The 18,183-nt window shown below is 69.3% G+C and carries 17 protein-coding genes; 10 read left to right on the top strand and 7 right to left on the bottom strand.

The features are described 5' to 3' along the window. The first annotated feature begins 103 nt into the window (after nucleotides 1-103). Nucleotides 104-1,459 carry a hypothetical protein gene (locus QFZ67_RS34740; protein WP_307665003.1) on the top strand — a complete coding sequence of 452 codons (1,356 nt, stop codon included), beginning with the start codon at nucleotides 104-106 and terminating at the stop codon, nucleotides 1,457-1,459. Between the two features lie 165 nt (nucleotides 1,460-1,624). Here QFZ67_RS34740 and QFZ67_RS34745 read toward each other — a convergent pair whose 3' ends face one another. After that, nucleotides 1,625-2,833 (bottom strand): MFS transporter, encoded by a 1,209-nt coding sequence (locus tag QFZ67_RS34745; protein WP_373430160.1) that lies wholly within the window; start codon nucleotides 2,831-2,833, stop codon nucleotides 1,625-1,627. 163 nt (nucleotides 2,834-2,996) lie between these two features. Here QFZ67_RS34745 and QFZ67_RS34750 point away from each other — a divergent pair, with 163 nt between their 5' ends. Beyond that, nucleotides 2,997-3,839 carry a hypothetical protein gene (locus QFZ67_RS34750; protein WP_307665004.1) on the top strand — a complete coding sequence of 281 codons (843 nt, stop codon included), beginning with the start codon at nucleotides 2,997-2,999 and terminating at the stop codon, nucleotides 3,837-3,839. 21 nt (nucleotides 3,840-3,860) lie between these two features. Here QFZ67_RS34750 and QFZ67_RS34755 read toward each other — a convergent pair whose 3' ends face one another. Together QFZ67_RS34755 and QFZ67_RS34760 are read right to left on the bottom strand one after the other, a co-directional pair. After that, the gene (locus QFZ67_RS34755) at nucleotides 3,861-4,457 is read right to left on the bottom strand and encodes a hypothetical protein (RefSeq protein WP_307665005.1); all 597 of its coding nucleotides are present in this window, start codon (nucleotides 4,455-4,457) and stop codon (nucleotides 3,861-3,863) included. A 25-nt stretch (nucleotides 4,458-4,482) separates the two neighbouring features. After that, nucleotides 4,483-5,727, bottom strand: coding sequence for a DUF418 domain-containing protein (locus tag QFZ67_RS34760; RefSeq protein WP_307665006.1), 1,245 nt, complete (start codon nucleotides 5,725-5,727; stop codon nucleotides 4,483-4,485). Between the two features lie 175 nt (nucleotides 5,728-5,902). Between QFZ67_RS34760 and QFZ67_RS34765 the strand changes: the two genes are divergently transcribed. Both QFZ67_RS34765 and QFZ67_RS34770 read left to right on the top strand, forming a co-directional pair. Then, entirely contained in the window at nucleotides 5,903-6,568 is a 666-nt protein-coding gene (locus QFZ67_RS34765; protein ID WP_307665007.1) for a response regulator transcription factor, read from the top strand. Next, nucleotides 6,565-7,713: a sensor histidine kinase gene (locus tag QFZ67_RS34770; RefSeq protein ID WP_307665008.1), complete on the top strand. Its 1,149-nt coding sequence runs from the start codon at nucleotides 6,565-6,567 to the stop codon at nucleotides 7,711-7,713. Before QFZ67_RS34765 ends, QFZ67_RS34770 begins: the two co-directional genes overlap by 4 nt. On the opposite strand, the gene QFZ67_RS34775 is transcribed toward QFZ67_RS34770, so the two are convergent. Further along, complete coding sequence (locus QFZ67_RS34775; RefSeq protein WP_307665009.1) at nucleotides 7,683-8,345, bottom strand: TetR/AcrR family transcriptional regulator; 663 nt, start codon at nucleotides 8,343-8,345, stop codon at nucleotides 7,683-7,685. The two genes, QFZ67_RS34770 and QFZ67_RS34775, sit on opposite strands and share 31 nt — an antisense overlap. Nucleotides 8,346-8,451: 106 nt before the next feature. Continuing rightward, the gene (locus QFZ67_RS34780; protein ID WP_373430161.1) at nucleotides 8,452-10,515 is read right to left on the bottom strand and encodes a discoidin domain-containing protein; all 2,064 of its coding nucleotides are present in this window, start codon (nucleotides 10,513-10,515) and stop codon (nucleotides 8,452-8,454) included. A gap of 245 nt (nucleotides 10,516-10,760) precedes the next feature. On the opposite strand from QFZ67_RS34780, the gene QFZ67_RS34785 reads away from it, so the two are divergent. Continuing rightward, nucleotides 10,761-10,931: a hypothetical protein gene (locus QFZ67_RS34785; RefSeq protein WP_307665011.1), complete on the top strand. Its 171-nt coding sequence runs from the start codon at nucleotides 10,761-10,763 to the stop codon at nucleotides 10,929-10,931. Between the two features lie 136 nt (nucleotides 10,932-11,067). Further along, nucleotides 11,068-12,216, top strand: a complete 1,149-nt coding sequence (locus QFZ67_RS34790; RefSeq protein WP_307665012.1) for a serine hydrolase — start codon at nucleotides 11,068-11,070, stop codon at nucleotides 12,214-12,216. A gap of 176 nt (nucleotides 12,217-12,392) precedes the next feature. On the opposite strand, the gene QFZ67_RS34795 is transcribed toward QFZ67_RS34790, so the two are convergent. Then, nucleotides 12,393-12,845 carry a nuclear transport factor 2 family protein gene (locus QFZ67_RS34795; protein ID WP_307665013.1) on the bottom strand — a complete coding sequence of 151 codons (453 nt, stop codon included), beginning with the start codon at nucleotides 12,843-12,845 and terminating at the stop codon, nucleotides 12,393-12,395. 379 nt (nucleotides 12,846-13,224) lie between these two features. Between QFZ67_RS34795 and QFZ67_RS34800 the strand changes: the two genes are divergently transcribed. Next, nucleotides 13,225-14,310 carry an S-(hydroxymethyl)mycothiol dehydrogenase gene (locus tag QFZ67_RS34800; RefSeq protein WP_307665014.1) on the top strand — a complete coding sequence of 362 codons (1,086 nt, stop codon included), beginning with the start codon at nucleotides 13,225-13,227 and terminating at the stop codon, nucleotides 14,308-14,310. Further along, nucleotides 14,310-14,939, top strand: a complete 630-nt coding sequence (locus QFZ67_RS34805) for an MBL fold metallo-hydrolase (protein ID WP_307665015.1) — start codon at nucleotides 14,310-14,312, stop codon at nucleotides 14,937-14,939. The genes QFZ67_RS34800 and QFZ67_RS34805 overlap by 1 nt, the downstream gene beginning before the upstream one ends. A 77-nt stretch (nucleotides 14,940-15,016) precedes the next feature. Here the strand turns inward: QFZ67_RS34805 and QFZ67_RS34810 are convergent, their stop codons facing one another. After that, the gene (locus tag QFZ67_RS34810; protein WP_307665016.1) at nucleotides 15,017-16,393 is read right to left on the bottom strand and encodes an L-serine ammonia-lyase; all 1,377 of its coding nucleotides are present in this window, start codon (nucleotides 16,391-16,393) and stop codon (nucleotides 15,017-15,019) included. Nucleotides 16,394-16,570: 177 nt separating this feature from the next. Between QFZ67_RS34810 and QFZ67_RS34815 the strand changes: the two genes are divergently transcribed. After that, nucleotides 16,571-16,933 carry a bifunctional 3-phenylpropionate/cinnamic acid dioxygenase ferredoxin subunit gene (locus QFZ67_RS34815; RefSeq protein ID WP_307665017.1) on the top strand — a complete coding sequence of 121 codons (363 nt, stop codon included), beginning with the start codon at nucleotides 16,571-16,573 and terminating at the stop codon, nucleotides 16,931-16,933. Then, a complete protein-coding gene (locus QFZ67_RS34820; RefSeq protein ID WP_307665018.1) occupies nucleotides 16,930-18,093 on the top strand; it encodes an NAD(P)/FAD-dependent oxidoreductase in 1,164 nt (387 codons plus the stop codon). Before QFZ67_RS34815 ends, QFZ67_RS34820 begins: the two co-directional genes overlap by 4 nt. The last annotated feature ends 90 nt before the right edge of the window (nucleotides 18,094-18,183 follow it).

Consider the following 18,183-nt stretch of genomic DNA (forward strand, 5'->3'; position numbering starts at 1 on the left):
TAAAGGACGAGTCGAACTCTTTCGGCATCTATATCGCCGCCACTACGCCGCCGTGAAGGCGTACGCCTCCCAATGCCTGCCGGGTCCACTGCATGCGCACGAGGTGACATCACAAGTCTTCGCGCAACTGCTGCAACGGATGGTGTCCGGGGAGGGCTTCGTCGGACAACGTCATCCGGGCTGCCTGCGACCTCAGTTACTGGGCAATGTTCGCACCGCGGCGATCACGAGATGGCATCGGGAGCGCGAAGCGCTGTCGCCGGACTTCCGGGCCTGGGTCGCCGCGGGAGGCCGGTGGCCCTGGGGCGAGGACGGCCAGCTGGCTCTCGCGTTCCAGCGCCTCCCCGTCACCACCCAGTGTCTGCTGTGGCACTCGGTGGTGGACCGGGACGATCCCGCGTCGACGGCCCGCATCACGGGGCTGGCCCTCAATGCGGTCAAGGACTGGTGCGACCAGGCCAGAAGCGCGCTGCGCCAGGCCCGTACGGACCTGTATCTCGAGCGGCTGGAGCGTCAGGACTGCCGGGAGGTGATCAAGCGGCTGGCCCTGCGGGCCGAGGCGTCGCCGACCGAGGAGGTCGCGGACCATCTCCGTGTCTGTCCGGCATGCATGGGTGTCTACAAAGACGTGTCCCGGCTCGACGGGCAGCTGGAAGCGCAGCTGCCCGTACGACTGTTGGGGTGGTGGACCGGTCAGGATTACCTGCGGGCGAAGGCCGCCATCCCCGTGCCCCTGGACGATCCGCCGTTCCTGACGAGGCTGATGGTGCAAGCCCGGGTCGATGCTCCCGCACAGCGCTCGCGCGTACGCCGGGCCCGGGCCACGGCGGCCACCGCCCCGCGTCACCGGGGAACAATGTGGGCGGCGTCCCCGCGGGTCCTTCGCCGCTCGCGGGCCGCTCTCGTGGTCATCGGCTTCCTGGCCGGCGTTGGCGTGGGCATGGTCGCGCTGGCCGCTTGCGATCAGCAGCGCGGGGCCCAGGGGCACCCGCCGTCTGCGTCCCGGTCCTCGCCCGCGCCGGACGACTCTCCGTCGCCGGAAGCACCGACTCCCCCTACGTTCCGGGCCAGAGACCGCGTCCCTGCTGATGCGTACACATTCCAGCGCGGGACGACTGCCGGCTCCGGCCGGGGCACCCGTGTCCTGGGAAGCTCATCCTTCCTGCGCTACGACCGTGTCGTTTTCTCCACCGGGGACGCGCTCGCCCACGCCAGACTCGCGGGGCCGCCGGGCGGCGGTGCGTGGATAGAGCTCGTGCTCGATTCCCCTGCCCGATTAACGCTGGCGCGGATCACGCCAACCGCCGACGGTTCCGTGCACGACATCTCGGTGCCGATCATCCCCGTCGACGGCGTGCACCGTGTCCATGTCACCGCGCATTGCCCGACGACCGCCGAGCCGTGCATCGAATTCCATGCGTTCGGTTCCGATTCATCCCTGTCCCCGGGCGCCGAATGACGGCCACTCGCCCCGAGTCACGGCCGTCGCTGCCGTCGGCCGGTTCGACGTCCTGGCCGGCGACCAGGGTCAGTGCGGCGAGAAGGGGCGGGCCGTACCGCGGCCGAGGCGCTTCGCTGCCGACGGCCCAGACTGGCAAGAAGCGCGGCCCTCATGTGCGCCCGGTTACGCCCCCGCCGGCGGCCTGCGCGCAGCGTACGTTCCCGCGCCCGCCGCCAGCAGCATCACGCAGCCCGTGAAAATCAGCCCGGCCTGGCGTAGCCCGAGCCATGTGGCCATGGCGCCGACACCGACCACCGGCACCGAGATTCCGGCGTAGGCGACGACGAAGAACGCCGAAATGGTGCCGCCTCGATGCTGTGCCGGGGCCGCGCCGCTGACCACGGTGAGCGCCGCGCGAAAGGCCAGGCCCTGGCCGGTGCCGCCGCAGAGGGCGCCGAGGACGAGTAGGAGCATGGATTCGGCGAGCAGCGATGATGCCACCAACAGCAGGCCCACGATGAGGATGCCGCACCCCACGGGGAGCGCGAGGCGCGCGCCGATCCGTTGTGTCAAGGTCTGTCCGACGGTCGAAGCGAGGAACACGGAGAACACCACCGCGCCCGAGACAGCCAGGTTGTGCAAACCCAGCGTCTGCGAGGCAAAGCTCGGCGCGACCGCCGTGAACAGCCCGAGAAGCGCGAAGCCGGCGAACGCCGCCAGCGCGGCGGGTGTGAACACACCCTTCACCTCCGGAGGCACCGTGACTCCCTGCGGCTTCAGAGGTGGCCATCGCTTCGGCTCCGTCACGGTCTCCGGCAGGAACCAGGTGATCCCACAGGCCACAGCCACCAGCCCCAGGTGGACCCAGAACGGCAGCAACAGCGGCCAGGGCGTGTACTGCGCGAGAAGGCCGGAGAGCAGTGGCCCGCAGCCCAGACCACCCATGTTCGCTGCGGTGGCGGCGAACCCGGCCCGCGCCTTCTGCCCAGGACCGGCCAGCTCGATGACGGCCGGTGTGGCCGCGCCGCTCAGCAGACCGGCCGCGCAGCCGGACAGCAGCCGCCCCGCGAAGAGCAGAGGCAGACCGCTCTGCAGGAGGAAGCATCCCGCGCTCGCGGCCGACAAGGCCATGGCGATCAGGAGCACTGGTCGGCGGCCGACCTCGTCGGAGTAGTTTCCCGCCACGAGCAGCACGGTGATGACCGCGACGGCATACACGGCGAAGACAACGGTCACCATCAGCTCGGAGAACCCGATCTGTTCCTGGTAGAGCCCGTACAACGGTGTGGGCAGGGTGGTCCCGGCCATCCCGATGGCGAACACCACTGCCGCAGCCGGATAGCCCGGTCGCCAAGCACCGCCTGCGTTCACTGCGCCCTTGCGAACGATCACGCACGTCACCCTACGAGCGCCCCCTCGCCGCCGCCGCCAGGCACGAGGCGGCGCGCTGCCCACGGGGAACGCGGCCGGGCCGGGGTCTGTGACGTGAACCGGAGTGGTGGGACGATGGCTGAACGGACCGAATCGGCGGTCGGTACAACCCTGTGGGGCACTCATGAACATCTGGCTCCCATTCCGGCTCTTCGCCGCAACGGCCGTGACCGGCCTGATGCTCACCGCCTGCGGGGGTTCTGGCGGGTCCCCGACCGCGTCGGGATCGCCGTCCGCCGCACCGGGAACGTCCTCACCGTCGCAGTCGCCCGCGACACCCGTTCCCTCGGCCCCGGCGGCGACGACACCGCCGGGCACGCAAGGGCCGACCTCGCCCGCCCCCGGCGGCAGCCTGCCAGTGCTCGGCTCCGGGCGTTTCCAGCCGTTGTGGCCGTTCGCCACGCTCGCCGAAGCCCAGGCGTGGGAACGTGACTATCGCTCCGGCGGACACGCGCCCTGGCATCTCGACCCGGACCAGACCGCACTGTCCTTCACCCGGAACTACCTCGGCTTCCGGGAGATCGGCCGGATCTCCTCACACACCGTCAGCGGTCCGCACGCCCGCATCGGCGTCGCACCGAGCGGGCCCGAAGGCGGCACCGCGGCGATTGTCCACCTCATGCGATACGGCACCGGCCCGGACGCCCCGTGGGAGGTCGTGGGCACCGACGACACGACGTTCTCCCTGACCACGCCCGGATACGGGTCGCTCGTGCGTTCCCCGATGGTGGCCGGCGGGCGGATCACCGGCGTGGACGAGGGCATCCGCGTGCAGGTGCGCCAGCCATCGTCCGGGGCGCTGCTGGGAACCTCGTGCTGCACCTCGGCGGGCGGCAACGACCAGCCCTGGAAACAGTCGGTGTCCTTCTCCGGAGCCCGCGACCCGGTGCTCACGGTTGTCGCATCCACCGGCGGGCACGTCGCCGAGGTTGAACGCTTCACCGTCACGGCGGTGCGCACCGGCTGACCGGCCGACCGGCTCACCTGGTCACGAAGAGGGATCGGTGAAGCGGTTTGTGTACCGGCCGATCAGCGTTTGTGACCGTCGGCGGGTGCAGGACGTCCCAGCCCACCGTGTTTGCTGCGGCCGGAGATGTGGGCACCCCACCTGGTAGCCGCCATGGGTCTGCTTCCAGCTCAATGAGTAGTACAGGTAGTTCCGCTCGGTGGTGTCGGTGCCGGACTGGGCGTGAAAGGCGCGCCAGTACTTGTGGCCTTCGCCGGGGGCGTCGCCATCCGGGTAGAGCACGATGCCCAGAACCCCGTGCAGCGCTTCCCTCTTTTCGGTCATGTAGATGACGTTCGCGCCTTCCCGGTAGTCGGTGATGCGTGCCCAGAACGGCGCGTGCAGGCCGAGTGCCCTGGGCAGTTCCAGGTGGCTTTCGATGGACTCGTCGCCTCCGACCATCCCGTCGTGGGCGAAGAGCGCCTCGACTGCCATGTACGGCATGGTGAACATCTCGCCTTGGCTTTTGGCGCGGAGGAAGTCTGCGGCTTCCAGCAGAGTCAGCCTCTCGAGGGACCGCGTCTGGAGAGTCTGCGCGGTCTGCAACTCCTTGGGGGCGTACGGGTCGCAGCCAGTCATGGAGAAACCTCCCAGTTCTGGCGAATCATTCTGTGTCCCTGAGACGGGCGGGTGTGGTGGCGGCATGCAGCATGTACTCCAGCGGTCCGCGCCGGAAGGCCCGGGTCCAGGCGAGTGCCAGCAGCATGGCAGCTGCGGCGAAGCCGAGGAGGACCAGTAGGGCCACGGAGTCCGGCAGGTCGTCGATGCCCAGGGCCTTGATGGCGATGATGTGGCCGACGTAGGCGGTCAGGGCGATTGAGCCGACCGCGATGACGGGCGTGGCCAGCCACCGCAGGCGGGCCGACCGGTCCGTGGCGATGAAGCAGGCGGCCAGGACCACGAGGGCGACGCCGGTGCTGCCCAGGATGGACCATGTCGTCTGGCTGTGCGGCGCGGCCACCAGCAGCCAGGCGGGAATGCCCGCGGTCGGGTCCTCGCCGACGGCGTCGGACCACCAGGCCGATGATGCCGCCCCGGTGTCCGTGGCCGCGTTCACAGCGGCCGGTGCGCCCGGGACCAGATGCAGGGCCAGCCATGAGCCCCCGTAGCCGAGCACGGCCAGCGCGCCGCCGGTCAGGGCGACCCTGGCCGGTGCACCGGGCCGGGTGAGGTCGAGCCGGGCCACCGCCATTCCGGCGATGATGAAAGGCAGCCAGGTCAGCACCGGGTACGCGCCGGTGATGAACAGCTCGACGAGCCCGTCCGAATCGGTGATGCGCCCCAGCGGATCGTGGGCGATGACGGTATCGGCCCAGCTTCCGCCCTCGACCGCAGCCCGCAGCAAATACAGGACCTGGGGCAGTACGAGCGCGGTCGCTGCGGCGATGAGGGCCAGGGTGACCGCGCGCAGCCGGTACAGAGGAAGGGCGAGGACGAAGAGCAGTCCGTAGCAGGCAAGGATCACGTCGACCGGAGTGTCCAGGGCGGCCAAGGCGTATCCCAGGACGATCAGGACGGCGGAGCGGATCAGTACCCTGCCCACGGCCTGCCGCCCCGCGCGCCCGGTCCGCGGCTGCGGCCTGCCGGTGAGCAGGACCAGGGAGAACCCGGCAAGCAGAGCGAACAAGGCAGCGGACCGGCCGCGTGCCAGCTCCATCGCCCAGCCCAGCGGGCCGCCCACGGACGGCTCGGGACCGACGTGGGCCGCGTACATGCCCAGGACCGCCAGGCCGCGGGCCAGGTCGATGCCGATCAGCCGCCCTGTTGACGTCGTACGGCAGGGAGAGCGGCCCGCCGCGGCCTCGGGTGCTGCCTCGGACGGCACGGCCTGCGATACGTCGTGCGTCATAGCTCAAGGGTTGGGGAAAGCTGCCAGTTACAACCATCCGGCAGGTGTCCGGAACCGCCCCCGCCGACTGGCTGGCGCAGCCCCGTCGCCTGGCGGTATTCGGTGTCGGGCACCCGCAGGGCCTCCCTCGGCGTGGTACGAATCGGACAGTGGTCCGATGGCGAGTGGAGCACGTGTGATCCGGGTATTGGTGGTCGACGATGAGGCCCTGATCCGTACGGGCTTTCAGCACATCCTCGACGCGGCGGACGATATCGAGGTCGTGGCGGCGGTTACCGGCGGCCAGGCGGTCCAGACTGCGCAGCAGACACGTCCCGACGTCGTGCTGCTGGACATCCGGATGCCGGACGTGGACGGACTCACCGTCCTGGCCGGCCTCCGTCGGCTGCCGCACCCTCCTGTGGTTGCCATGCTCACGACGTTCGACATGGACGAGTACGTGGCAACGGCACTTCGCTCGGGCGCCGCCGGCTTCCTGCTCAAGGACACCGACCCCGAGGGACTGCCGTTCCTGGTGCGGACCCTGGCCGACGGCGGCACCGTGCTGTCGTCCAAGGTCACCCGGACGGTAGTGGACGGCTACCTGAACGCCGGCTCCCAGGAACCCGCCGCCCGCAGCCTCGACCGGCTGACCGACCGCGAGCGCGCCGTACTCGCCCTCATCGCCGAGGGACTGTCCAACACCGACATCGCCACACGGATGCACCTGAGTACCGGCACGGTCAAGGACCATGTGAGCGCCATCCTCACCAAGCTGGAGGTGGGCGGCCGCGTCCAGGCCGCCCTGCTCGCCGAACGCGCCGGCCTCCTCAAGCCGCCGCGGGACGAGGAGGAGCGATGACCCCCCGCGGCCTGCCCGCACCGCTGCTGGACGCCGCCCTCGTCGCGGTCGCGCTGCTCGACGTCTGGGTCCATTTCGACACGGAGGAGCCGCTGCGCATGGCGTGCGCCGTGGCCGCTGCTTTCGCTCTTGTGCTGCGCCGTCGCCTGCCGCTGCTGACCTTCCTGCTCACCCTGCCCGCCGTCCTGTTCTCCGACGCGATCCTCGCCGCGCTGGCCGCGCTGTACACCCTCGCCTCACTCACCCGCCGCCGCACCCTGCTGGCCGTCTGCGCCGCGGCGTTCACGTTCAGCAGTATGTCCTCGTGGCCGTCACCGACGTTCGACCTGTCGGAGACCGCGACCTTGATCACTCTGGGCTACACCGCGGCGACGGCGGTCGCTCCTGTCTTCCTCGGACAGCTCGTCCAGGCCCGGCGTGATCTGTCCTTGCGACTCGCCGAGATCTCCGCGGCGCGTGATCACGAGCGGCTCCTGACCGACCAGACCGTGCTGGCCAAGGAGCGCGCGCAGCTCGCCCGGGAGATGCATGACGTGGTCTCTCACCAGGTCAGCCTGATTGCGGTGCGGGCCGGAGCGCTCCAGGTCGGTGCCCGGGACGCCGAAGTCAAGGAAGCCGCAGCCACGATCAGGCGGCTGAGCGTACAGACCCTGGACGAACTGCGGCACATGGTCAGTGTCCTGCGTGCTTCCGGGGGCCGCCCCACGGAGCTGACCCCGCAGCCGTCCCTGGCCGACCTCGAGCGGCTGGTCGAGAGCAGCGGCATCGAGGCCGAGCTGCAGACGGACCTGCCTGACGGCCTTCCGCCGACCGTCCAGCGCGCCATCTACCGCACCGTCCAGGAAGCGCTGACCAACGTACGCAAGCACGCCCCCGGCGCCACCGCGACGGTCCGCATCTGCCACGAGAACGGCGCCGTCCGTGTCACGGTAGCCAATACCGCACCGAGCCGGCCCGCTCTACCCCTGCCCAGTGCGCACTACGGCCTGGTCGGCCTGCGTCAGCGCGCCGCGCTCCTCGGTGGCACTGTCACCTCCGGCCCGACGGCCGACGGCGGCTACGAACTTCGCCTGGAACTACCGGCCGGGGGTGCGGTCGTTGCTGACGGTGGCCATCAAGGTTCCCTCGGGGCTGACGGCCCCTGATACCCCGTTGCGAGCATGTTGCGGGCGGCCGGTCGGACTTCGTCGCCGACGAGGTTGACGACCTGGTCGGCGATCATGTCGAGGATGTCCGCCGCGGCTGTGTCATCGCCGAGAACGAGGAAGTTCAGAGTCAGCCCGTCGGTCATGGCGGCCAGATAGCGGGCCAACACGGGGACAGGGACGCGGAGTTCGAACTCCATGCTGTTACGGAGCTGTTCGATGAGCTGGGTGTAGGTGTCGGAGTACAGCTCATACTGCCGTCGTGCCAGATGTTCGAATCCCGGCTGGCGCAGGGCGTACTGGGTGAGTTCGTAAGTGAGCATGTGCTCCCCGGGGTTGGCGGACACATGCTCCCAGTAGGCATGGAATCCCGCCCGGATGGTCTCCCGAAGGGTGGCCTTCGGCCGGATCGCCTCCTTCACCACCGTGACGTAGTGATCGGTGATCGCCGCGATGACGGACTCGAGCAGGGCCTGCTTGGAGTCGAAGCAGTAGTGGAAGACGCTCAGCGAGACGCCGGCCTCGGCGGCGATGGTCCGGGTCGTCGTCCTGGAGACACCGTCGCGGGTCATCGCGCGGATCGCTGCCTCGATCAGCTGTCGGCGCCGCTCGGCCGACGGCATCCGTGCCATGTGGTTCCCTTCGGTCTTGTACCGCGCCGAGGCATGCGGCCGGGGCCGGCCGAATCAGGAGAGCTGATCCGGCCGACCCCGGCCCTTGGGCACTCCATCGGTGGCGTCAGCTGCCGTAGACGCCGACTTCGTTGAGGGAGTAGCCCCAGCCGGTGCCGCGCTCCAGCCCGTGGACGCGTACGTAGCGGGCTGACGTTCCGGTGAACTGCGCCGTGTCCAGGCCGCCGTCACCGGCGGTCGTGGACCATACGGACTGCCAGTCCGCACCGTCGGTGGAGACTTCGATGCGGTATGCCTTCCCATAGGCGCGCTCCCAGTTGAGGGTGACGCGCTTGATCAGGCTCGGTGCCCCGAGGTCGATCCGGAGCCACTGGTCGTCGCTCCAGTCGCTCGCCCAGCGGGTGCCCGCGTTGCCGTCCACGGCCCTGTCGGGTGCGTAACTCGTGAACAGGCTCCACTCCGACGAACTGGCCGAGGCGGACGAGCCTGCGGCAAGGTTCACCCCGGCCTTGTGGTTCTCGGAGGCCTTCCAGGTGTCGAGGTAGGACTCGGCGCCCCGGAAGAGGTCGTCCACCACATCCTTGCCGCCGACGATCCGTATGTCCTCCAGCCAGTCCGGGACCAGACCGTAGTGCGCGGCGCCGTCGGTGTTGATGTCCCAGGTGCGCTCGCCGGTGGTCTGCCTGTCGATGACGGCGCTGCCGTCGGCGCTGCGGAAGGGGTACCGCACCGGGTTCGGGGTGTCCGCGCCGCGGGGGCCCGGCCAGCCGCCGACGCCGTTCATGTCGGTGCCGTAGCCATAGCCGACGTTGTACTTGTCGCGCAGCGCGTCCGTGCGCTTCGCCTCCGCGCTGAACGCCTCGGCGCCGTGCATGTACTGGGCGATGAAGCCGCCGAGACGGTAGACCCGCTCGGTCCAGTTGAGGTCCATCCAGCTGTGCGAGGAGATCACACCGGGGTACGACTCGGACTCGAAGATGTCGAAGGCCCGGCCCGCGGCCTTGACGCTCATATGGTCGATCTCCAGCATCATCTTGCGTTTCATCATGCCGCGCACGGCGTACTCGCCGAGTTCGGTGAGACCTCGGGTGTTGCACTGTGCGTCAGCGGCGTACGAGGGGACCTTCACGCCCGGCGGAAGTTCCTTCTCCGCATTGGGCGCCGACGCGAGGCCGATGGGGTTGTCGTGCTGCGGGCCCGTGCACTTCTCCGTCTTCCAGAAGGTGCCGGTCGACAGGAACTGGCCGACGTTGATCGCCGTGCCGAGGGTGCCCTCGTCGAAACGGACCCCGCACAGGGCGTTGTCGAACTTGTGGCACAGGAACATGCTGCGTACGCCCAGTTTGTGCAGCTCGTCCAGACCGCGGTCGATGTCGTCCTTGCCGCACTGCGCGACGTCCAGGATCTGCTTGCAGCCGAACGGCTCGGAGGTCTCGACCCCCAGAATGACGGCCAGCTTGCCCTGCTGGATGACCTCGCGGGCCTGTGCGCTGTCGGTGACGATCCTGAACCAGCCCTTGCCCGGGCCGCCGTACATCTTGTCGATGAAGGCCTGCATGTCGTACGTCTTCTGCGCCTGCAGGCGGATGGAGGTCATCTCGTCGCAGCTGCGGTCCTTGAAGAAGTAGACCGAGCAGATCACGCCGTTGGTGACGAGGTCGTTGACGAGCACCCGCTGACCGCCGCGCCAGGCCCGTTCGACCCAGGCGTAGTAGTTCTGCTGGTGGGTCAGCGAGTCATGGGCGGGCCAGTCCTTGAAGGTCGGCCATCCGTTGGGGTCGTGCTTGCCGTCGCCGCCTTTGGTGATGAAGTCGAAGATGGCGAGTGAGCCGTCGGGGTAGTGCTCGGGGCAGTCCTTGAGCGCGTCGGCGATCCCCAGTTCGGAGAACGGCTTGCCGCAGATGAGCCGACCGCCGAAGGCCTCGTTGGACATCAGGTGGTTGTGTGCGTCGACGAAGCCCCGTACCTGTCCCTGGGAGTCGGTCCCTTTGAAGGGCTCGCCCGTGACATTGATCTGGGAGTCGGGCGCGGGCCGGGCGGCCGGGGTCCACCAGCCGGACTCGGCCGAGGAACTGGGCGCTGTGCCGAGGACCATGGCCACCACCGTGAGGAGCAGCGACAGAATCGCGATGGGCCTGCGTTTGCGGTGCGAGTGTCGAGTCATGGGCATCACTCATGCCTTCGGTGAGCGGATGGTGGGGGGTGAGGAGCCGATACCGTTCGGGGCCATGTCCGTCCTGGGGATGGATTGTCATGGCCCGTGCAAGCAGTGCGACGAGAATCGCGACTATCACACTCGGAGTCAATAGTCCGGGACGGTTGACCTGATGACTCGACAGATCCGCCGGACTCGCCTTCACGGACGCCATTCCGACGTTCCCCGGCTGCCGCAGTGTGTTCCTGGCGGGGCCGTGGATGGCCGGGCAGCCAGCCTTCCTCGAGACACGAGCCGAACGAATACGGGTGGTCAACGTCGTGCCGATCAGTGAGGCGGAACGCGCCGATTCGCCGGCGGCCCGACCGGAGGCGTTCTTCAGCGATCTGCTCGACTCACGGGACGCCCTCACTCCGCCAGCCCTGGCCTGACGCTCCCGGCGAGGGTGCAGGGTCGTCCGCGCTGAGGTGAGCGGGGTGATCGGGTTTGGTTCGACGGCACCGGCCCGATGATTCTGCGTCGCGGCGGGAGTCCTGTATTCGACCGCACACTTGAGAGGGTGGACCCATGGCCGATCTGCGCGACACGCTGGAGACGCACGTCAGAAAGGGCTCGGTGCCGGGAGCGGTTGGCCTGGTGGCCCGCGGTGACCGGGTCGAGGCGGAGGCCGTGGGGTACGTCGACGTCGAGGCCACCGTCCCGATGGTCAGGGATTCGATCTTCCGCATCGCATCGATCACCAAACCCATCGTCGCCGCGGCCGTCATGATGCTGGTCGAGGACGGCCGGATCGCGCTGGACGACCCGGTCGGGCAGTGGCTGCCGGAGCTGGCCTCACCGAGCGTCGTCCGTACGCCGGCCGCGCCGGTGGACGACGTGGTCCCGGCGGTCCGGCCGATCACCGTCTTCCATCTGCTCAGCTCCCGTGCCGGGTACGGCTTCCCCTCCGACTTCTCACTGCCCGCGGTCGCGCCGCTGTTCAGCGAGCTGAAGCAGGGACCGCCGCAGCCGCAGACCGTCCCCCCGCCGGACCAGTGGATGGCGAGGCTGTCCCGCATTCCGCTGCTGCACCAGCCGGGCGACGGATGGCTTTACAACATCAGCTCCGACCTTCAGGGCGTGCTGATCGCAAGGGTCACGGGCCAACCGCTGCCCGAGTTCCTGGCCGAGCGGCTGTTCGAGCCGCTCGGGATGGCCGATACCGCATTCGCGGTACCGGCCGCCAAGCTCGACCGGTTCACCAGCTACTACCGGACCGATTCCGAGGGTGCACTCGAGCTGGTCGACGCCGCCGACGGGCAGTGGAGCAGCCCACCGGCGTTCCCGTCCGGCGCCGGCGGGCTGGTCTCGACCGTCGACGACTGGCTCGCCTTCGGCCGGATGCTGCTCGCCGGAGGGACGGCCGGTGGCCGCCGGCTGCTGTCGCCCGAGTCGGTGCGGCAGATGACCACCAATCACCTGACCCCGTCCGAGCGTGAGTCTGCCGGGTTGTTCCTCGAGGGGATGGGCTGGGGTTTCGGCGGCGCGGTCGATGTCGAGGCCGTCGAACCGTGGAGCGTGCCGGGACGCTACGGCTGGGTCGGCGGCACCCGTACGGCCGCGCACGTCACACCGTCCACCGGCGCGGTCACCATCGTGCTCAGCCAGCTGCAGATGGGCGGCCCCAGCTTCCCTGAGCTGATGCGGGACTTCTGGCGGTACGCGGCCGACGTCTGAGGTAGGCGTGGTGCCGGGCACGACACGGCGTCGTATGCCCTGCCGACCGTCATCGCCCCATGGTCCGGCAGACACGGTGGGATCGTCGCTGTTGAGCCAGCCTCTGCCCCCGGTTTCCTGGACGCATGAATACGGCCTGCCGCGAGGATCAAGCTCTGTCAGCCGCTCGACCGATATCACCCCGGCAGGGGACGCCGGCCGACGCCCGCCAGTTCATTGAGAGGGCCGTCGGTCAGCGTGGCGCGCTGATCGATCGCCACCGGCAGCCGTGCCATGGTGGAGGGCTCGATCAGCCCCGCCTGCCCCAGGACCGATGCCTGATCCCAGTAGATGTGCTCGCTCGCGATCAGGATGCCGTCGCACGACACGACCGCTATGACCGCGATGCTTATCGCCTTCCCTGTCGGGGCCACGCCGGGGAGGATCCAGGGGACTTCAATGTCATGGGTGAACGAGGCCAGCATCTCCTCGACGATGCGGTCGTCGCCGGTGGTCCGGGTCAGGGTCTCAAGCGTGAAGTCCCGTGGATTGCGGCCGATGAACCAGCGGCGGTAGAAGTCGCGCACGGGTCCCCTGCCGCGGGCGCCCATGGCAGTGGGCACATGGAGCACCGCTGGTGCGTCCGTCATGGTATCGGTCGCTTCCTGTCGTGCCCGGCCCGATACCGGCGCGGGCGCTTCCGAAAGCCGCCGTGATGCGGCGTTCGATTCACCCTGGAGGGGGACTCGTCACCCCAGAGGGGGATTGCGCCGCCCCGGCCCCCGGAAGCCGCCGCGGTCGACCGCCCGCTCGCGGCAGCCCATATCGTCGAGCCGTTCGTTACTCCTCGTGCGCGTCAAGCCGCCTTCCCGGCAAGCGGCACCGGAACGTAACGCATCAGCCCATGCCCAATGCGTAGGGTCCTTGACCGTGGATCGCGCCTCCACGATGCTGTTGTTGCGACACGTGAGATGCGTGCCGTAATAAGCAACGCAATTCCCATGGGTGCGTATCAGTCGAGGAGTGGCCATGACTCACCAGGTCCGTGCTGTCGTCGCGCGAGGGAAAGGCGCCCCCGTCAGCCTGGAAACAATCATCGTGCCTGACCCCGGCCCGGGTGAGGCGCTGGTGAACATCGAGGCCTGCGGGGTTTGCCACACCGATCTGCACTATCGCGAGGGCGGCATCAGCGACGACTTCCCCTTCCTGCTCGGCCATGAGGCCGCGGGTCGGGTCGAGGCGGTCGGCGAGGGTGTCACCGAGGTCGCGCCGGGCGACTTTGTCATCCTGAACTGGCGTGCGGTCTGCGGCCAGTGCCGGGCCTGTCTGCGAGGGCGCCCCTGGTACTGCTTCAACACCCACAACGCCAAGCAGAAGATGACCCTCGCCGACGGCACCGAGCTGTCCCCGGCCCTGGGCATCGGCGCATTCGCCGAGAAGACGCTGGTGGCGGCCGGGCAGTGTACGAAGGTCGACGAGCGGGCGTCGGCCGCGGTCGCAGGGCTCCTGGGCTGCGGTGTGATGGCGGGCATCGGCGCCGCCATCAACACCGGCGCCGTCGGGCGTGGTGATTCCGTCGCCGTCATCGGCTGTGGCGGCGTGGGCGACGCGGCGATCGCCGGGTCCCGGCTCGCGGGCGCGGCGAAGATCATCGCGGTGGACATCGACGAGCGGAAGCTGGCCACCGCGAAGAAGATCGGCGCAACCCACACGGTCAACTCCAAGGAGACCGATCCGGTCGAGGCGGTCCGCGAACTGACCGGCGGCTTCGGTGCGGACGTCGTCATCGAGGCCGTCGGCCGCCCGGAGACGTACAAGCAGGCCTTCTACGCCCGCGACCTCGCCGGGACCGTCGTCCTCGTCGGCGTCCCGACTCCGGAGATGAAGCTCGAGCTTCCGCTGCTGGACGTCTTCGGACGCGGCGGATCGCTCAAGTCGTCCTGGTACGGGGACTGCCTCCCGAGCCGCGACTTCCCGATGCTGATCGACCTCCATCTGCAGGGGCGCCTGGATCTGGATGCGTTCGTGACAGAGACGATCGCGCTCGACGATGTCGAGAAGGCCTTCGAGCGGATGCATCACGGTGACGTGCTGCGCTCGGTGGTGGTCTTCTGATGACCGCAGGCATCGACCGACTGGGCACCTCCGGCACCTTCTCCCTGGACGGCGGCACCTGGGACGTCGACAACAACGTGTGGATCGTCGGCGACGACCGGGAAGCGGTCGTCATCGACGCCGCGCACGACGCGGACGCCATCGCTGCCGCGCTCGGGGGCCGGACGCTTCGCGCGATCGTCTGCACACACGCCCACAACGACCACATCGACGCCGCCCCGGCGCTCGCCGACCGGACCGGCGCTCCGATTCTGCTGCACCCGGACGACCTTCCGTTGTGGAAGCAGACCCACTCCGAGCGGCTGCCCGACGCCGAACTGGCCGACGGGCAGGTCCTGACAGTGGCGGGTGTCGATCTGACGGTGCTGCACACCCCCGGGCACGCCCCCGGAGCGGTCTGCCTGTACGCGCCGGCTCTGAACGCCCTTTTCAGCGGTGACACGCTCTTCGCGGGCGGGCCGGGGGCGACGGGTCGGTCGTACAGCCACTTCGGCACCATCATCGAGTCGATCCGGGACCGGCTGCTGGCGTTGCCGGGCGACACTGTCGTGCACACCGGCCATGGGGATACGACCACCATCGCCGCGGAGGCCCCGCATCTTCAGGAGTGGATCGACCGCGGGTTCTGACCGTGGGTTCCGACTGCGGGTTCTGAACTGCGGGTTCTGACCGCCTCGCGGCGGCCTCGGGTCAGCATTTCCTCGGGTCAGCACTCGATGACGTTGACCGCGAGGCCTCCGCGCGAGGTCTCCTTGTACTTCACCTTCATGTCGGCGCCGGTCTCGCGCATGGTCTTGATGACCTTGTCGAGCGAGACCACATGAGTGCCGTCGCCGCGCAGCGCCATCCGCGCCGCATTGATCGCCTTGACCGAAGCGATGGCGTTCCGCTCGATGCAGGGGATCTGGACCAGGCCCCCGACCGGGTCGCAGGTCAGTCCGAGGTTGTGCTCCATGCCGATCTCGGCCGCGTTCTCGACCTGTTCCGGCGTGCCGCCGAGTGCTTCGGCAAGACCGGCGGCAGCCATTGAGCAGGCCGACCCGACCTCGCCCTGGCAGCCCACCTCCGCCCCGGAGATCGAGGCGTTCTCCTTGAACAGTGCTCCCACCGCGCCGGCGGCGAGCAGAAAGCGGACGACTCCGTCTTCGTCGGCCCCGGGAACGAAGCGGGTGTAGTAGTGGAGCACCGCAGGCACGATCCCGGCGGCGCCGTTGGTGGGCGCCGTCACTATGCGGCCGCCCGAGGCGTTCTCCTCGTTCACGGCCAGGGCGAAGAGATTGACCCAGTCCATGACCTTCAGCGGGTCCGCGGACTGTGCGTCCTCGTCGAGGGTGCGCAGCAGCTGGGGAGCGCGACGTGGCACCTTCAGCCCACCGGGCAGGGTGGTCTCCGTTCGTGAGCAGCCGCGGTCGACGCACTCCCGCATCACGGTCCAGATCCGCAGCAGGCCGGCTCGGACCTCGCTCTCGCTCCGCCAGGACAGTTCGTTGACGAGCATTACTCCGCTGAGGGGCAGACCGGACTCGTAGGCGCGCAGTAGCAGTTCGGACGCGGAGCGGAAGGGGAGGCGTACGGGCGTGTCGTCGGGTTTGATCCGGTCGGCTCCTGTCGCGCTCTCATCGACGACGAAGCCCCCGCCCACCGAGTAGTACGTACGCGTCCTCAGCTCGCCGCCCTCGTGGTCCAGGGCCTGGAACCGCATGCCGTTGGGGTGGAAGGGAAGGGTGCGACGGCGGTGCACCACCAGGTGCTCGGGCTCGCTGAAGTGCACCTCCTTGACGCCCAGGAGTCGCAGCCGGCCCGTCTCGCGGATCCGGTGCACGCGGTCGTCCACGGTGTCGGTGTCGACGGTTTCGGGGTCCTCGCCCTCCAGGCCCAGGAGGACCGCCTTGTCGCTGCCGTGACCGTGGCCGGTGGCGCCGAGGGATCCGAAGAGCTCTCCCCGCACCGAGACGGCGCGGGACAGCAGACCGTCCTCGTCCAGTGCGGTGACGAAGAGGCGGGCGGCCTTCATCGGCCCCACCGTGTGCGAGCTGGAGGGCCCGATACCCACTTTGAACAGGTCGAAGACGCTGATCGACACGTCGTACCCTCCGAGTCCGAAGTTGTGTAGTGCGCACAGCGTTGCGTAAAAAGAAACATGGAACAAGGGGTCGGCCCGCCCGGAGGATGCCTTGACACGGGCTTTGGGGGACTTCAAACTGGCGTTGCGCTAACCGCAATCCGTTTCGCTATATGCACCCGAGTCACCCGAGGTGTCATGATGATTCCCGCGTGCCGTCTCGCGGATCTGCCGCGAGGCGAGGCCTACCGGCTCGACATCGATCCGCCCGTCTCGGTGTTCCACACCGATGACGGCGAGGTCTTCGCCATCGACGACACTTGCACCCACCAGGATGCGTCGCTCGCCGACGGCTGGCTGGAGGGCCGCGAGGTCGAATGCCCGCTGCATGCCTCGAAGTTCGACCTCCGGACGGGGGCCGTCGACTCACCGCCTGCCAAGCTCCCCGTCCGCACCCATCAGGTCCTGATCGAGGACGGCATGATCTACGTCCAGCCGTCCACGGCGGCTCCGAATCTTCCGCCCTGCATCGCGGCACGGCTCGCCGGAGGTCTCGCGTGAGGACCGTGGCCGTGGTGGGCGCCTCGCTCGCCGGACTGTCGGCCGCGCGTTCCCTGCGCAAGCAGGGCTACGACGGACGGCTCGTCGTGATCGGTGACGAGCCGCACCGCCCGTACGACAGGCCGCCGCTGTCCAAGGAGTTCCTCGCCGGCACGATCCGTGAAGCGGATCTCGCGCTGGAGGCGGACGGCGAGGACCTGCAGGCGGAGTGGCTGCTCGGCGTGCGGGCCGCAGGATTCGACCCCGGTGACCACGCCGTCCGGCTTGCGGACGGCCGGTCCGTCCGGGCCGACGGGGTCGTCGTCGCCACGGGTGCGACCGCGCGCACGCTTCCGGGCGGCGAGGGCCTCGCCGGAGTGCATACGCTGCGCACCCTGGACGAAGCCCGTGCCCTGCGGGCCGACCTCGCCCGGGGCGGGCGGCTGGTGGTGATCGGCGGCGGGTTCATCGGCGCCGAGGTCGCCTCGACCGCGTACGGCCTGGGACTTGACGTGACGGTCATCGAGGCGGCGCCGACTCCGCTGGCCGGACCGCTCGGCGAGGCAATGGGCGGCATCGTCTCCACGCTCCATGCGGACCACGGCGTACGCCTGCTGTGCGGCGTCGGCGTCAAAGGGCTGAGCGGGGCGGCTCGCGTCGAGGCGGTCCTGCTCGAGGACGGCCGCAGCATCCCGGCCGACACGGTCGTCGTAGGCGTGGGCGCCCGCCCGTGCGTCGAGTGGCTGGAGGGATCCGGCGTCGTACTGGACGACGGCGTCAAGTGCGGCGCGGACGGCCGCACAAGCGTGTCCGGTGTGGTCGCGGTCGGCGACTGTGCCTCCTGGTACGACCCGGTCGCCGGGGTCCACCGTCGCGTCGAGCACTGGACCGGCGCGCGGGAACGGCCCGTCGCGGCCGTGGCCGCGCTGCTTTCCGGCGGTGCGGCGACGCCGGCGGTGCCCAAGCCGCCGTACTTCTGGTCGGACCAGTACGGCGTACGGATCCAGTTCGCCGGGCATTCCGCCGGGGCCGACAGTGTGACCGTCGAGGAGGGGCTCCCGGACGACCGCAGCTTCCTGGCGGTCTACAGGCGGTCGGGGCATCCGGTCGCGGTCCTCGGGATGAACCAGCCGCGCCTGTTCACCCTCTGGCGCAAGCAGCTCGCTGCCGCCACGCTCTGACGCCACTCGTGCGGTGTCACCTGCTGTTGCTCATCACGCCATGTATTGCATATCGCACCCGCCGTTCGGACTACCTCGTCCCCGGCGCGA

The sequence above is a fragment of the Streptomyces sp. V1I1 genome (assembly GCF_030817355.1).
Classification (GTDB): Bacteria; Actinomycetota; Actinomycetes; order Streptomycetales; family Streptomycetaceae; genus Streptomyces.

What these genes read in the sequence shown, in the direction of transcription:
- QFZ67_RS34760 (WP_307665006.1), bottom strand. Translation starts at nt 5,727, where the DNA reads ATGACGCACGACGTATCGCAGGCCGTGCCGTCCGAGGCAGCACCCGAG.
- QFZ67_RS34790 (WP_307665012.1), top strand. Translation starts at nt 11,068, where the DNA reads ATGGCCGATCTGCGCGACACGCTGGAGACGCACGTCAGAAAGGGCTCG.
- QFZ67_RS34770 (WP_307665008.1), top strand. Translation starts at nt 6,565, where the DNA reads ATGACCCCCCGCGGCCTGCCCGCACCGCTGCTGGACGCCGCCCTCGTC.
- QFZ67_RS34785 (WP_307665011.1), top strand. Translation starts at nt 10,761, where the DNA reads ATGGCCGGGCAGCCAGCCTTCCTCGAGACACGAGCCGAACGAATACGG.
- QFZ67_RS34775 (WP_307665009.1), bottom strand. Translation starts at nt 8,345, where the DNA reads ATGGCACGGATGCCGTCGGCCGAGCGGCGCCGACAGCTGATCGAGGCA.
- QFZ67_RS34795 (WP_307665013.1), bottom strand. Translation starts at nt 12,845, where the DNA reads ATGACGGACGCACCAGCGGTGCTCCATGTGCCCACTGCCATGGGCGCC.
- QFZ67_RS34805 (WP_307665015.1), top strand. Translation starts at nt 14,310, where the DNA reads ATGACCGCAGGCATCGACCGACTGGGCACCTCCGGCACCTTCTCCCTG.
- QFZ67_RS34755 (WP_307665005.1), bottom strand. Translation starts at nt 4,457, where the DNA reads ATGACTGGCTGCGACCCGTACGCCCCCAAGGAGTTGCAGACCGCGCAG.
- QFZ67_RS34815 (WP_307665017.1), top strand. Translation starts at nt 16,571, where the DNA reads ATGATGATTCCCGCGTGCCGTCTCGCGGATCTGCCGCGAGGCGAGGCC.
- QFZ67_RS34800 (WP_307665014.1), top strand. Translation starts at nt 13,225, where the DNA reads ATGACTCACCAGGTCCGTGCTGTCGTCGCGCGAGGGAAAGGCGCCCCC.
- QFZ67_RS34750 (WP_307665004.1), top strand. Translation starts at nt 2,997, where the DNA reads ATGAACATCTGGCTCCCATTCCGGCTCTTCGCCGCAACGGCCGTGACC.
- QFZ67_RS34780 (WP_373430161.1), bottom strand. Translation starts at nt 10,515, where the DNA reads ATGCCCATGACTCGACACTCGCACCGCAAACGCAGGCCCATCGCGATT.